Annotated in this window: 11 protein-coding genes; 9 read left to right on the top strand and 2 right to left on the bottom strand. The window is 32.2% G+C overall.

Features of this window, described 5'->3' with window-relative positions; translation table 11 throughout:
- The first annotated feature begins 123 nt into the window (after positions 1 to 123).
- Positions 124 to 666: a metallophosphoesterase gene (locus QZU90_RS02445; RefSeq protein WP_295604923.1), complete on the top strand. Its 543-nt coding sequence runs from the start codon at positions 124 to 126 to the stop codon at positions 664 to 666.
- Positions 667 to 782: 116 nt separating this feature from the next.
- The gene (locus QZU90_RS02440) at positions 783 to 1,409 is read left to right on the top strand and encodes an RlmE family RNA methyltransferase (protein ID WP_295604921.1); all 627 of its coding nucleotides are present in this window, start codon (positions 783 to 785) and stop codon (positions 1,407 to 1,409) included.
- A gap of 54 nt (positions 1,410 to 1,463) precedes the next feature.
- Here the strand turns inward: QZU90_RS02440 and QZU90_RS02435 are convergent, their stop codons facing one another.
- Positions 1,464 to 1,895 carry a hypothetical protein gene (locus tag QZU90_RS02435; protein WP_295604920.1) on the bottom strand — a complete coding sequence of 144 codons (432 nt, stop codon included), beginning with the start codon at positions 1,893 to 1,895 and terminating at the stop codon, positions 1,464 to 1,466.
- A gap of 242 nt (positions 1,896 to 2,137) precedes the next feature.
- On the opposite strand from QZU90_RS02435, the gene QZU90_RS02430 reads away from it, so the two are divergent.
- The 5 genes from QZU90_RS02430 (at position 2,138) to QZU90_RS02410 (ending at position 7,348) form a co-directional block, all read left to right on the top strand.
- A complete protein-coding gene (locus tag QZU90_RS02430; RefSeq protein ID WP_296855344.1) occupies positions 2,138 to 4,141 on the top strand; it encodes a minichromosome maintenance protein MCM in 2,004 nt (667 codons plus the stop codon).
- Positions 4,142 to 4,427: 286 nt separating this feature from the next.
- Positions 4,428 to 4,835, top strand: coding sequence for a translation initiation factor IF-2 subunit beta (locus tag QZU90_RS02425; RefSeq protein ID WP_295604916.1), 408 nt, complete (start codon positions 4,428 to 4,430; stop codon positions 4,833 to 4,835).
- Positions 4,836 to 4,936: 101 nt separating this feature from the next.
- The gene (locus QZU90_RS02420) at positions 4,937 to 5,977 is read left to right on the top strand and encodes a 60S ribosomal export protein NMD3 (protein WP_295604914.1); all 1,041 of its coding nucleotides are present in this window, start codon (positions 4,937 to 4,939) and stop codon (positions 5,975 to 5,977) included.
- A 104-nt stretch (positions 5,978 to 6,081) separates the two neighbouring features.
- Positions 6,082 to 7,047 carry a tyrosine--tRNA ligase gene (locus QZU90_RS02415; RefSeq protein ID WP_295604912.1) on the top strand — a complete coding sequence of 322 codons (966 nt, stop codon included), beginning with the start codon at positions 6,082 to 6,084 and terminating at the stop codon, positions 7,045 to 7,047.
- A gap of 94 nt (positions 7,048 to 7,141) precedes the next feature.
- Positions 7,142 to 7,348 carry a hypothetical protein gene (locus QZU90_RS02410; RefSeq protein ID WP_296855341.1) on the top strand — a complete coding sequence of 69 codons (207 nt, stop codon included), beginning with the start codon at positions 7,142 to 7,144 and terminating at the stop codon, positions 7,346 to 7,348.
- A gap of 135 nt (positions 7,349 to 7,483) precedes the next feature.
- Here QZU90_RS02410 and tmk read toward each other — a convergent pair whose 3' ends face one another.
- Entirely contained in the window at positions 7,484 to 8,074 is a 591-nt protein-coding gene (gene tmk / locus QZU90_RS02405) for a dTMP kinase (RefSeq protein WP_295604908.1), read from the bottom strand.
- 277 nt (positions 8,075 to 8,351) lie between these two features.
- Here tmk and QZU90_RS02400 point away from each other — a divergent pair, with 277 nt between their 5' ends.
- A complete protein-coding gene (locus QZU90_RS02400) occupies positions 8,352 to 10,916 on the top strand; it encodes a U32 family peptidase (protein WP_296855339.1) in 2,565 nt (854 codons plus the stop codon).
- Between the two features lie 94 nt (positions 10,917 to 11,010).
- A complete protein-coding gene (locus QZU90_RS02395; protein ID WP_296855337.1) occupies positions 11,011 to 14,052 on the top strand; it encodes a U32 family peptidase in 3,042 nt (1,013 codons plus the stop codon).
- Positions 14,053 to 14,234 lie beyond the last annotated feature (182 nt).

Genomic DNA, 14,234 nt, shown 5'->3' with positions numbered 1-14,234 from the left:
GCAATTTTCTAATAAACTATATAATCAATATTAAACAAAATTATTATTGTTAGACGAAAACGAATTAATAGCTAATAAATTTCAATTGTTATTAAATTCATAATTATCATTTAATGTGAAAATATGTTGATTGGATTAGTATCAGATACCCATATTCCAGATAGGAGAATCAAGCTTCCTCAAAAGGTTTTGGAAAGTTTTGAAGGAGTGGATTTAATTATCCATGCAGGAGACATAACCAGCCAAAGCGTTATAGATGAATTGGAGGCAATAGCTCCGGTAGTTGCAGTTGAAGGAAATATGGATCGTGTTCATGGAGAAATTGACTTGAATCCTTCTGAAATCATAGAGGCGGAAGGCCATAAGATTGGAGTAATGCATGGGGAGGTCTATCCGAGAGGAGATACACAACAATTATATTATCATGCATTGCAATTGGAAGTTGACATCCTTGTAAGTGGGCATTCACATATTGCACAGCTTGAAAAGATTAAAAATGTTATTTTGGTAAATCCTGGAAGTCCAACAAACCCAAGATTATCAGACCCATCAGTTGCATTGATGGAAATAAATGGCAATGACATTAGCATAGAATTCATTCAAACTGGAAGGCCAGTTTGCTCAGCATTGAATTTCTTTGAAGAGAAGGCAAAGAAAGAAGAATAAAGACAACAAAGACTAATTTTGAAAAAAGATAAATTAGGCAATTAATAAAAAAAATAAAAAAAATAAAAAAAACAGAAAAAAAACTGAATCAATTAAGAAATTATAGGAGGGTTAAAATGGGAAGCAGATGGCAAGTGGAAAAGAAGAATGACCCTTATTACAAAAGAGCTAAAAGTGAAGAGTATCGTTCAAGAGCATCATATAAGCTTAAGCAACTTGATAAAAAATACAAGATCATTAAGGAAGGAGACACCGTGGTGGACTTAGGTGCCGCTCCGGGGGGATGGTCTCAAGTGGCATTGGAAAAGGTAGGTGAAGAGGGAATCGTTGTAGGAGTCGATTTAAATAGAATCAAGCCATTCCACGAACCTAATTACTATGGAATTAGAGGGGACTTTACAAAAGAGGTCGTTCAACAAAAGGTCATGGAATTAACCAACGGAAAAGTGAAAGTTCTGATGTCAGATGCTGCACCTTCATTAACTGGAGTGAAGGATTTAGACCACTTAAGGTCTGTAGACCTTGTTGAAACAGTGTTGAAAATTGCAGACAACATACTTGGAACCGAAGGAAATTTAGTCATCAAGGCATTTCAAGGTTCTGAATACAAACGTCTTTTAGACAGCATAAAATACGATTTCAGAAAAGTCAAATCAACTAAACCTCCATCATCAAGGCAAAAAAGCAAAGAGATGTATATTGTAGGTTTAGGTTATAGAAAAGGGCCTAAAAAGAAAAAATAATTTTTAAAAATTAAGAAAAAATAATAAAATAAAAAAAAGAAAGTTAAATAAAAATTATTTAACTGATAAACTGTTATAAGCTTCTTGAGCTATTTTTAAATCGTCTTTTGCTAGTTGTAACCTTTTATCAACTTCTGAAGCTTGTTTCCCCATAGATAAAGCACTTTCAACATCACTTATGTCATTTTTTACTCTTACAAGTTCCACTTGTGCATTTACAAATTCTCTTTCTAAAGTGATATTGTCCATCATATAAATCTTATTACCAGTTTCATTATATTGAACTTCCAAATTGGAATAATTGTTCTTCAATTCAGCTAACTGGTCATATTGAGTGCCTGAAGAAATTCCACCAGTTAAACTAGAAGAAACTACGCTAAAACCAACATAAGCAATTGCAGCTACAGTAGCTACAATCATTATAACTCCTAAAACAGAAATTAACATAGAAGTTGATTTGAATAGATTCAATCTTGATTTTCTCATAAATTCACCATAATATTATTTAAAAAAATAAATAGTATTATTAATACTTTTAATTTTACACCTATTTAAAATTATCAATTTATATTAAGATTATAACAAAATTAGAACAAGTTTTCAACATGAAATTATCAATTCATATAAAAAATTATAACGAAATCATAACAATTTTTCAATGCAATTATAATGAAAAATTTAAAAATTAATTAAACTTTTATAATATTAAATATAAAAACTATATTACAATGAATTCCACTAACAAAACAAAAACATCACTTGCAAAATTTGAAGAATTTTTCTCAACAATTTACAAGGATGATGTATTTGAAATTTTAGAAAAATATCCTGATGAAAGGTCACTTACAGTCAATTATGAAGACTTAGAGATGTTTGATCCTGATTTAGCAGATTTATTGATAGAAAAGCCTGATGAGGTTATTTTAGCTTCACAGAAAGCTATCAAGAATATCGACCCATTAATGAAAGATGCTGAATTGAACATCAGATTTGAAAATCTTACAAATAACATTCCATTAAGCGACTTATTGAGTAAATACATTGGAAGCTTTGTATCTGCTGATGGAATTGTAAGAAAAACTGATGAGATTCGTCCACGTATTGAAACAGGAGTATTCGAATGCAGAGGTTGCATGAGAATAACTGAAGTGGAACAAACCTCTGGAAACCATATTATGGAACCTTCATTATGCAGCGAATGTGGTGGGAGATCCTTTAGATTGCTTCAAGAGGACTCAAAATATATTGATACACAAAGCGCTAGAATGCAGGAACCTTTAGAAAACTTGTCTGGAGGAACTGAACCAAAACAAATGCTTATGGTTTTAGAAGATGATTTAGTAGATGAATTGAATCCTGGAGATAAAGTTAGAATCACAGGAACCCTAAAGACATTTAGGGAAGAGAGAAGTGGAAAATTCAAAAACTACATCTATGTAAATCATATCGAACCATTGGAACAGGAATTTGAGGAATTGGAACTTAGTGAAGAGGATGAAGAGAGAATCTTGGAATTATCCAGAGACCCTCATATACACGATAAAATCATTAATTCAACTGCTCCTTCAATCAAAGGTCACAGAGATGTAAAGGAAGCTATTGCATTGCAGCTCTTTGGTGGAACAGTGCAACAATTAGAGGATGGAACTCGTTTAAGAGGAGACCTTCACATTCTTATTGTCGGGGACCCTGGTATCGGTAAGTCCCAAATACTTAAATACGTTTCAAAATTAGCTCCAAGAAGTGTTTACACCAGTGGTAAAGGTACATCCGGTGCAGGATTAACTGCAGCTGCGGTTAGAGATGAACTTGGAGGATGGTCTCTTGAAGCAGGTGCATTAGTACTTGGGGACCAAGGTAACGTATGTGTTGACGAATTGGATAAGATGCGTTCAGAAGATAGATCTGCACTTCACGAAGCATTGGAACAGCAAACAGTAAGTATTGCAAAAGCGGGAATCATGGCAACATTGAATACAAGATGTTCAGTTCTTGCAGCGGCAAACCCTAAATTCGGTACATTTGACCAATATAAAACTTTAGCAAACCAAATTGACTTGCCTTCACCGATTCTTTCTCGTTTCGATTTGATATTTGTAATTGAAGACAGACCAGATGTTGAAAAGGATAGGGAATTGGCACAACACATTCTTAAGACTCACCAATACTCTAACATAGCATATGATATAGAGCCTGAACTCTTAAGAAAATATATCGCTTATGCACGTAAAAATATCCATCCGGTACTTACAGATGAAGCAAATAAAGTATTGGAAGAGTTTTATGTATCTGTGAGAACTGGAGGTATGGAAGAGGGAACTCCTGTACCTATCACTCCAAGGCAATTGGAAGCAACCATTCGTTTAGCTGAAGCTAGTGCAAAACTTCAACTTAAAAATGAGGTTGAAGCTTCAGATGCGCATAGAGCAATTAACTTGCAAAGAAGATGTTTAGAGAAAATCGGAATGGATCCTGATACAGGTAAAATCGATATTGCGAGAGTTGAAGGAAGAACTCCAACCTCTGAAAGAGATAAGATGCGTGTAGTGCAAGAAGCGATTAAAGCATTGGAAGAAGAATTCGTTGAAGTTCCAGTGAATATCCTAAAAGATCATCTTGCTGAAAACCACGAGATGAGTGAAGAGAAAACAGATGAGATCTTAAGAATACTTAGATCTAAAGGAATTATTTATGAACCTCATCATGGTGTGGTAAAAAGACTGGAAGATTAAAACAGTGCAAAAACTACTAAATAAAATTAAATTTTATGCTTGATAATTATCAAGCATTTTTCTATTTTTTATTTTCAAAATTTCATTGAAATTTTTCATATTACTTATCAAAAAATAATAAGATTTTTCTTTATATAAATTATTATATAATAAATACATTAATAAATGATAAAAAATATATTTTATATTAATATAACTCAAATACTAATTTTATAAATATTTATCATAAATTTTATTTGATTATACTTACTTTAAATTAATTTTACTATTCCAAAGAGGTGAAAAAATGGATGAATATGAAAACTTATTAAACAGAGCTATTGATCAATTGCCTCCTGAGGTATTTGAAACAAAAAGATTTGAACCTGTTAAAGCATACTCTGTTATTCAAGGTAATAGAACCTTTATTCAAAATTTCAAAGATGTGGCAGACTCATTAAACAGAGACCCACAACACGTATTAAAATACTTATTAAGAGAATTAGGTACTGCAGGTAACTTAGAAGGAGTAAGAGCAATCTTGCAAGGTAAATTCAATCATTTCCTAATCAATGAGAGAATCGATGAATACATTGAAAAATACGTTATCTGTCATGAATGTAACAGACCAGATACTCAAATCATAAGAGAGGACAGAATTTTTATCTTAAAATGTGCAGCATGTGGTGCAAAAGCTCCACTAAAACCATTATAAATTTTCTCTTCTTTTATATTTTTTATTTTTAAAAAAATTAAATAGCCATTAAACTTAAACCATTAATTTTATTCAATTTTACATCTTATGAGTGTTTTAAAATGTTTTGTCCAGAATGTGGTGCAACAGACGTTGAAATGATAGATGGAATCTGCAAAAACTGTTTTTTAAAGAAATTCCAACTTATGGAAATTCCGGAAAATATCACTGTAACCATCTGCAAGCACTGCAATGCCAAATTAGAAGAGGGGAAATGGAAAGATGAGTACATTCCTGAAGAGGAAATCATCTATAGAGCATTGGAGAGAAACATAACCATTTCCGACTTGGCTGAAAATGAGGAGATAGAACTTGAAATCGACCAGATGAGAGGAACAATTGCAGAATGTTATGTTGAAGCTGTTGCAACTGTTTTAGGAGAAGAAGTGGTTGAAACACACACTCCAGATGTAAAGATCAATTACTCAGTTTGCCCGGACTGCAGTAAAAGAAATGCAGGGTACTATGAAGCGGTAATTCAATTGCGTGCAGATGATAGGGAACTCAAAGAAGAGGAAATAGCTATTGCTGAAGAGATAATCAATAGAACCCTTGATAAGCAATTCAAAAAGGACAAATTGGCTTATATTCCTCAAGTTGCAAAGCTTAAGGAAGGAAATGACTATTACATAGGCTCTTTGAAATCTGCAAAAAAGGTTGTAGAGCATCTTAAAGAGGAATTTGGAGGAACCACTAAAGAATCCCCAAGACTTATCAGTGAGGACAAGTCTACTGGAAAAGGATTATATAGAATTTGGATAGCATTGAGACTTCCAAAATTCGTTAAGAATGATTTTGTAAAATATCATGATAACGTTTATCAAGTGAGCGATGTTGATGGAAACAGGATTCAAGTCATAAACCTGGAAAATCAAGACATAATCGCTTTAAAATGGAGAGAATACGATTCCATAGAAAAAATAGAGCATTTGGAAGGGGTCCAAAAGGCAATCATTACAGCGAAATCTCCAAGCATGATGCAAATTCTTGATCCGGATGACTACAGTCCAATTGATTTGGAAATGAATGAAAATATGGAAAAATACAATATTGGCGAAGAAATAGATGTTATAAAAATAGATGGAAAAATCTATATTATCTAAAATCATAAACAAAAAAATCATAATTATATAATTTATCTATTAAACAATTACAAAAATAATTAATAATTATCTATTATCTATTACAAAAACAAAAGTGTGATTACATGAACATTGAAGAAAAAATTGAATTAATTCAAGAAGGAACTTTAGAAATCATTGATGTAGATGAATTGAAAGAAAAGCTTGAAAAAGAGCATCCTATTGCTTATACTGGATATGAACCTTCTGGAAAAATTCATTTAGGTCATGCAGTGACAATAATGAAACTTAAACAATTACAAGATTTAGGATTTCAAATCAAAATCTTACTTGCAGATTATCATGCTTTCTTGAATGGAAAAGGAACTGTAGAGGAAATAGCTGAAACTGCAGAATACAATAAAAGATGCTTCCAAGGATTAGGACTCGCTGATGACACTGAATACATTTTAGGTTCATCTTTCCAAACCGGAAGCGAATACACCAATGACGTTTATCAATTAGCCACTTTAACCACCTTAAAAAGGGCAAAAAGAAGTATGGATCAAGTCAGCAGACATGATGACAACCCTAAAGTGGCTAGTGTAGTTTATCCATTGATGCAAACTGCAGATATGTCCGCTTTAGAAGTTGATGTTGCTTTAGGTGGTATGGAACAAAGAAAAATCCAAATGTTAGCAAGGGAAAACTTACCTAGAATAGGAAAAGAAGCTCCTGTCTGTATTCACACTCCATTGATTCATGGTCTTGACGGTGATGACAAGATGTCCTCAAGCAAAGGAAACTACATCGCTGTTGACGATGATGAAAAGACAATCAAGGATAAGATCAAGAAAAGCTACTGTCCTATGGGAGAAACTGAAGGAAACCCTATTTTGGAAATTGCAGACCATTTTGTTTTCTCACAACAAGACACTTTGCTTATAGAAAGACCTGAGAAATTTGGTGGAAACTTAGAACTCTCTAAAGATGAACTATACACTATGTATGGAGAAGAAAACTTACACCCAATGGACTTGAAGAATGCAATTACACAATACTTAATTGATTTCTTAAAACCAGTTAGAGACTTTATGGAGTCACAAGAATAAGAATGATAACAAGAATAAAAATAATTAAAATTAAATCTAAAAATAAAAATAATCATTTATTAATTTTTAAAAAAAGATCAAAAAGAGGGATAGAATGGAAGAAGAACCAGTATATGAAATGAAACTTACCAATGGAATTGGAGAACAAATGCTTGCTCATGTTATTGAACAGTTCGATGTTGAACTTAAGCAAACTGAATTTGGACCAAAACTCCAAGGTACAAAAGAAGAGCTTGAAAAAGCACAAGATTACATTGTTAAAGTAATGAAAGAAAGATTAGATGAATTAAATAGAAGATAATCTATTTTATTATCTTATTTACTATCTTATCTACTATCTTTATTTATCTTTACTTTACACTTACTTCCTTATTTTAAAAATAATTAGTTAAAATTTAATATAATTTAAGATTTACTTAAATTTTCTATTTTTAGATTATAAAATGCAATCCTTGCAAATGTCAAATAATGGAGCAACTGCTTTTTTAATATCAGAAGAGACCTTATTCGGACCATTATTTGCATCAATTATTTTAAAATTGTCATTGGACTTAGCTAAATCCAAATAGTTCTGTTTTACTCCAGTGAGGAACTCTTCGTTTTCAAACTCATCAGTTCCATCACATCTTTCAACGGATTTCTTTACATCCAAATCCAAGAGCAAAACCAAATCAGGAATTTTGGCAAATTTATTTATCTCTTTAATCCAATCCTGTGGATCTTGATATGATAAGCTGGAATAGAAAGACCTATCACTTATTACTACAACATTATCTTTTTCCAATTGTTCTATCTTATCCATTAAGATTAATCTGTCTGCTGCAAACAATAGACCTAATGTCTTTTGCATTGTGTCACTTGTTGCATCAGAACGAGTTAAAAGCTTACGAATAAGCTTTCCAACTTCCAAATCAGTCGGTTCAACAATTGTCTCAACTCTTAATCCATTGCTTTCCAGCCATTCCTTTAACATTTTAATTTGAGTTGATTTTCCAGCGCCATCTATTCCTTCCAATACAATATACATAGAATAGAATTTATTTTTAAGAATATATAAATTCTATTGTAATTTGATTAGTTTTCACAAGCTATCACAATAATCAATATAATTTATTAAAATATTAATTATCAATAAATTATTATAATATTAAAAATATGTATATAATAAAATTAACAAATTTATTAATAGTTAAATTATTTTAAATAAAATATTATCCAATTAAACTAAATAAATAAAAAATACAATCATAAATTAAATAAAAAATACAATCATAAAAACAATCAAAATTTTAGGAGATTACTTAATGACATTACCTGAATTATTAGCGCCTGCAGGAGACTATGACATCTTGGTCACTGCAATCAATGCAGGTGCTGATGCAGTATACATATCTGGAGAAAGGTTTGGAGCAAGAGCATTTGCCAAAAACTTCACTCTGGAAGAGATAGAAAAAAGTGTGGAATACGCTCACTTGAACGGCGCAAAAATACATGTAACCGTAAACACCTTGATAAACAACTTTGAAGTCATAGACGTTGTGAAATACCTGTTCTACCTATACAAAATAGGCGTTGATGCGGTTATTGTACAGGACTTGGGAATCATAGAACTCATTAAAAACCTTATTCCAGGTCTTGAAGTTCATGCTTCCACACAAATGACATTAAGTGATTATGATTGTATCTTATGGGCTGTTGAAAACAATATCTCAAGGATAGTTTTCCCACGTGAAATAAGCGTTGACAAAATAGCTGAAATATCAAGAAAATTACAGGAATCCAAGATAAATATGGAGCTTGAAGTCTTTGGGCATGGGGCTCTCTGCTACTGCTTCAGTGGAAACTGCTACATCTCATCATACAACAGCGGACGTAGTGGAAACAGGGGAGCATGTGCACAGCCTTGCCGTAAGCAATACAAGTTGAAATATAAGAATTACAATGTCGGAAACGGATATTTATTGTCAACTCACGATCTTGCAGTTTACAAAGGATTAGACAAAATAGAAGATGCAGGAGTCTTTTCACTTAAGCTTGAAGGAAGAATGAAATCTGCAGATTACGTTGGAACAATCACAAATGCATACAGACATTTGATTGATGGTGATGAGGGAGACTATGACAAGGACTTAAGTCTCGTTTTCAATAGACAATTCACTGACGGTTATATCCTTAATCAAAAGCCAGGACAGGTTTTAGGAAGAGAAAGTTCAGGTCATGAAGGAGTTTATATTGGTAAAATCATTGAAAAGAAAGGGGATATAATCACAATAGCTAAAGAAAATGAGGAATTCAAGATAAACCTTGACATTGGAGATGGAATTGGATTCAAATACAAGGATAAGATCAAAGGAATCTACATCGACAATATCAAGGAACAAACTGATGAATACATAAAGCTTGAAACAACAAGGAACGTTCGTGAAGGTGACAAGGTTCTCTTAAGCTATTCCAAATCCACACATGACAACCTTAAGAAATTCAAAAGCGAAACCATAAAGCAAAACATTCCATTAGACTTGGACATCAAATGGACTGAAGATTTAAGACTTAACATTGGTGCTAAATTCAAGATCGTCGAAAAGGGAATCAACAATGAAAACAAGGAAGAGGAATTCACTTTCAGATACATATCAGAAACCAAATTCGAGCCTGCACAAAAAAGACCTGTGAACATTGAAGACATTGAAAAGCAAATGCTTAAAACCGGTTCAACATCATTCTTCATTAACAACTTAACTATAACTGGCATGCCTGAAAACAGCTTTGTGCCAATTGGAAAGCTGAATAAAATTAGGAGACAAATCCTGGATAAGGCTACTGAATTATTATTGGTTTATTATAAACCGGATAAAAAGGAAATCAGGAAAACTAATAAGCTTATTAGTCAATTTGTTAAAGAGTATAAAACTTATGGTGATATTCCAGTTAGAAATGAAAGATTGAATCTTTCAATATTTGCAGACAATTTGGAACTTTTAAAGATGACTTCCAAATTGCCAATCCACAAGTATTTCTTTGACCCGTCCTTTTCATACAGAAGTCAAGAGGAATACTTTGAAAACATCAAGGAATTACTCAAAGAAGCATATTCCATCGTTTATAAAGGTAAGGAAAATATGGATGATAAATTGGTATTGGTCTTATCATCATTCATAAGCGATGAGGAAATAGAAAGAATCAGCGCAATCATAGAAGAATTGGAAGACGAAGGAATGAGAATTCCAATTATGTATGACACTCCAGGAATAGCTAAAAGCTTTAGAAATAAGGTTTATGGAAACCATAACCTAAATGTCTGGAATAGTTATAATGTAAAAAACTTATCTGATGCAGACTTTAAAAGCATAATATTATCTTCTGAATTGTCACATGCAGAAATCAAGGAATTGGTTTCCAAATACCAATTCATCAAAGGAGATGAAGATGTAGACTTAAACATCATCATCCAAGGAAACCTTGAAGTCATGAGCAGCAAGGATGACTTTTCAAATCTTAATGATGGAAAAGACTTCATAATCAAGGACTCTTCAGATTATGCAATACTTGAAGACCAAAAGCGTAAGAAGTTCAAATACAAGGTTGTTTTCGATTACAATAGACACAGCCATTTCATCAACAAGGACTGCTTATGCCTAATAGATGAAGTGGAACTAATCAAGGACACTGGAGTGAACTCCTGCATAATCGATTGCAGATTCTCATCCCCTCAATACAGCTCCACAATTGTCTCACTTTACTCACAAGCATTAAAAGAGGACAACACTTACGATTTAAACTTACTGAAAGAACAAATTAAAAACATTACATTATCAAGATTAAATAAAGGAAACTTCATTAATGGAAGGATACATGAAAAATCATGTTAAGTTATGGTAACTGACTTTTAACTATTTAACTTCTGGCCATTTGACTTTTGGCTATTTAAATACAATTATTATATTTATTACTAGAGGAAAAACAATGAAATTACCTGAATTATTGGCACCTGTAGGATCTGCAGAGCATTTGAAGCTTGCAATATTATCTGGTGCAAATTCCATTTATCTCTCTGGAGAGAACTTTGGAGCAAGGAAATTTGCAGAAAACTTCACAGTACCAGAAATAAGAGAAGCCGTCAAGTATGCTCACTTGCATAACGTGAAAGTTTATGTTACAGTCAATATCCTAATCAAGGAAGGGGAATTGGAAAAAGTAGCCAATTACCTTTTGGAATTATACAAAATAGGTGTCGATGCAGTTCTTATTCAAGATGTCGGTCTTGTAAAAATCATTAATGAAAACATTCCTAAACTAGCGATTCATGCTTCAACCCAAATGAATCTTCACAACATTGAAGGAATCAAATGGGCATCAGAACATAATATAAAAAGAGTTGTTCTTCCAAGAGAAACTGAAATGAACGAACTTAAAGAGATTCTTGACTATGCTCACACACTTGGAGTTGAAATAGAGATATTTTCACACGGTGCTCTTTGTTACAGCTATTCAGGGCATTGCTTACTATCTTCCATGCAAGGAGGAAGAAGCGGAAACAGAGGAACTTGCGCTCAACCATGCAGAGAAAAATATGAACTGAACATCAATAAAGGCAAAAAGATCAATCCGAAAAATGAAGGGGATTACCTTTTATCACCAAGAGACCTGTCATTGTTTGAGCATCTTGACGAAATAGTCAATCTTGAAGTTGACAGCATAAAGATAGAAGGCAGAATGAGAAGCAATGATTATGTTGCAACTGTCATCAAAAACTATAGGAAAAGACTCAATAAATTAAGATATGACAAAACAAGCCAAGCATTGAACAGAAACATCAAGGAATTGGAAAGAAAAAGCAAGGGCAAAAAAGGAAGAAGCACCGATTTGAAAAAGGCACAGGAAAAGGAAAATATAGCCAAACTTAAAGAAGAGCAGAAACTCCAAAACCTTGAATCCCTTGAAGAGCTTGAATTAGTGTTCAATAGAGAGTTTACAACTGGACATCTCATTCCTAAAAACAATCCAATGATCATGAACAGGAAAAAGCCAGGGCATCAGGGATTATACATTGGAAAGATTCACAGATACAATCCTCAGACTGAAGAGATTCATATTTTGCTAAGGAACAATCTCATCCACATACCTGAAAAGGGAGATGGAATACTAATAGAAACAAACCCTAATTTAGAAAATGATAATAATCAAAATACTACAGGAAATAACTCTAAAGACAATAAAAGATTAAAGACAAAACAGGATAAAAGAGCTAAAAGGAAAGAAAAAAGAACCAGAAAGGAAATTAATCAGAAAAATCAAGATGGCCAAGGCAATCAAAATAATGGATTCATTCAAACATATGGATTTGACATTTCTTCAAAACCTGTCTTAAAGGACTCAAAAGACAAGCATTGGAGAAAAAGGGAAAAGGACAAGGACATTGAAGGAAAACTTCTTGTCATTAAAAGGGTTAGAGAAAACAGAAAGCTTAATTTCCCACTTCCAAAAGGTTCAAAGGTTTATCTAACCAAGAAAAACTCATTATTGAATGAAGTTAAAGACCTCAATCATAAGAAGGAGAACCATTACATAAAGAAATCATTGCTTGAACTTTACTTTAGAATAGATAGCGACAATTATCCTCACTTAAAGGGCAATTTGAAATTGGATAATGGAAAAGTGATCACATTAAAGATCAAAGGTGAAAATCCTTGGGAGGAAGCAATCAAAAAGCCAATATCCAATGAAACAATCAAGAAGCAATTGCTAAAGATTGGAGAATTACCTTATTATATTGAAAAGATTACAATAAATAACAATAAAAGCTTATTCAGTCCAATAAGCGAAATCAATGAGCTTAGAAGAAGATTCTTCAATGAGCTCGAAGAGGAAATCATAAACAGCTACAAGCCAAAAGAGGATGATGTGAAAATAGCTGAAGAAAACATCAATGGATTAACAGAGGACTTAAGAAAAAGAATTGATTTGAAATCAAAGGTTCAAGACAAAACCGATAATGACCATAATCTATCAGCATATGCCAATAGCTTGGAAATCCTGAAAGGACTAAACAAAGAGAAAGAATCTGTTTTTGATAGAATCTATTTGGAAATTCCTCCAAACAAGGACTTTGAAGAAATAAGCCATGAGATTATTGAAAACAAGTATCTTCAAGAACATGAGTTGAACATAAGCTATTGTGTCAATTTCCTGAAAGAAGCCATTGAAATTTCTAAAGATCAGAATTATAAATTAATTTGGAAACTTCCAGACATTGCACACAAGCAATCTAAGGAATCCATAATCAAGATAATGGGAATCCTTAAAAAGATGAATCTGCACATTGACATAATGACCAGTTTAATTGGTTTGGACGATTCATTAAAAGACAAGTTTGATGTGGAACTTTATGGAAATTATCCAATAAATGCATATAATATAGAAACCGTATTGGAGTTGAAAAATTATAATGCATTATCCATATCTCCTGAGATATATAAGAAGAACATTAAGGATTTAATGGAAGATTACTATAAGGAACTGTCAAAAGGCAGTACTGACATTCCACAATTGGAGTTATTGGTTCATGGAAATATAGAATCAATGATTACAAGAAAGGAACTGGTTTCCAGAAAGCAATTGAAACTTATAAGTAAATATAATCAAAAGCAAAGAAAACTGAATAAGAATTTCAAGGAAAACGATTATTACATTGATTCAAATGAATACTATCTCAAAAACAGGAGAGACCAATATTATCCAATAAAAACCAATTTGAATGAGGACCATATAATCATATTGAACTGCGAAGAGCTTTGCTTGATAGATGAAATCAGTTATTTGAAATCAATAGGAATTTCCAACTTTTCAATAGATGCAAGATGGAAATCCTTAGACTATATCAATGATATTGGAAAAGTCTATAAGGGTATTATTGATGGTGAAAATAATTTAGAAGAGTCTAAAAAGATCATTGATGAACATTGCCCTATTTTGACAAAAGCAAATTTTGAAAAAGGATTGAAATGATAAAAATATTGGAAGAAAATGTTGAAAGAAATTAAAAACTATGGTTTTCAAATTAAAACAATATTTTAATCAATTTGAAATTCAAGCTATTGAAAATCAAAAGATTTAAAAATTAATATAAAAATAAAAAAAATTAACTATATATTAAAAATTAATAAACAAAAACATAAAATTTATTATAC

Source organism: uncultured Methanobrevibacter sp. (genome assembly GCF_902784195.1).
Classification (GTDB): Archaea; Methanobacteriota; Methanobacteria; order Methanobacteriales; family Methanobacteriaceae; genus Methanobrevibacter.
This window is presented reverse-complemented; position numbering and strand designations above follow the sequence as displayed.

What these genes read in the sequence shown, in the direction of transcription:
- QZU90_RS02445 (WP_295604923.1), top strand. Translation starts at nt 124, where the DNA reads ATGTTGATTGGATTAGTATCAGATACCCATATTCCAGATAGGAGAATC.
- QZU90_RS02430 (WP_296855344.1), top strand. Translation starts at nt 2,138, where the DNA reads ATGAATTCCACTAACAAAACAAAAACATCACTTGCAAAATTTGAAGAA.
- QZU90_RS02395 (WP_296855337.1), top strand. Translation starts at nt 11,011, where the DNA reads ATGAAATTACCTGAATTATTGGCACCTGTAGGATCTGCAGAGCATTTG.
- QZU90_RS02410 (WP_296855341.1), top strand. Translation starts at nt 7,142, where the DNA reads ATGGAAGAAGAACCAGTATATGAAATGAAACTTACCAATGGAATTGGA.
- QZU90_RS02440 (WP_295604921.1), top strand. Translation starts at nt 783, where the DNA reads ATGGGAAGCAGATGGCAAGTGGAAAAGAAGAATGACCCTTATTACAAA.
- QZU90_RS02415 (WP_295604912.1), top strand. Translation starts at nt 6,082, where the DNA reads ATGAACATTGAAGAAAAAATTGAATTAATTCAAGAAGGAACTTTAGAA.
- QZU90_RS02425 (WP_295604916.1), top strand. Translation starts at nt 4,428, where the DNA reads ATGGATGAATATGAAAACTTATTAAACAGAGCTATTGATCAATTGCCT.
- QZU90_RS02435 (WP_295604920.1), bottom strand. Translation starts at nt 1,895, where the DNA reads ATGAGAAAATCAAGATTGAATCTATTCAAATCAACTTCTATGTTAATT.
- QZU90_RS02420 (WP_295604914.1), top strand. Translation starts at nt 4,937, where the DNA reads ATGTTTTGTCCAGAATGTGGTGCAACAGACGTTGAAATGATAGATGGA.
- tmk (WP_295604908.1), bottom strand. Translation starts at nt 8,074, where the DNA reads ATGTATATTGTATTGGAAGGAATAGATGGCGCTGGAAAATCAACTCAA.
- QZU90_RS02400 (WP_296855339.1), top strand. Translation starts at nt 8,352, where the DNA reads ATGACATTACCTGAATTATTAGCGCCTGCAGGAGACTATGACATCTTG.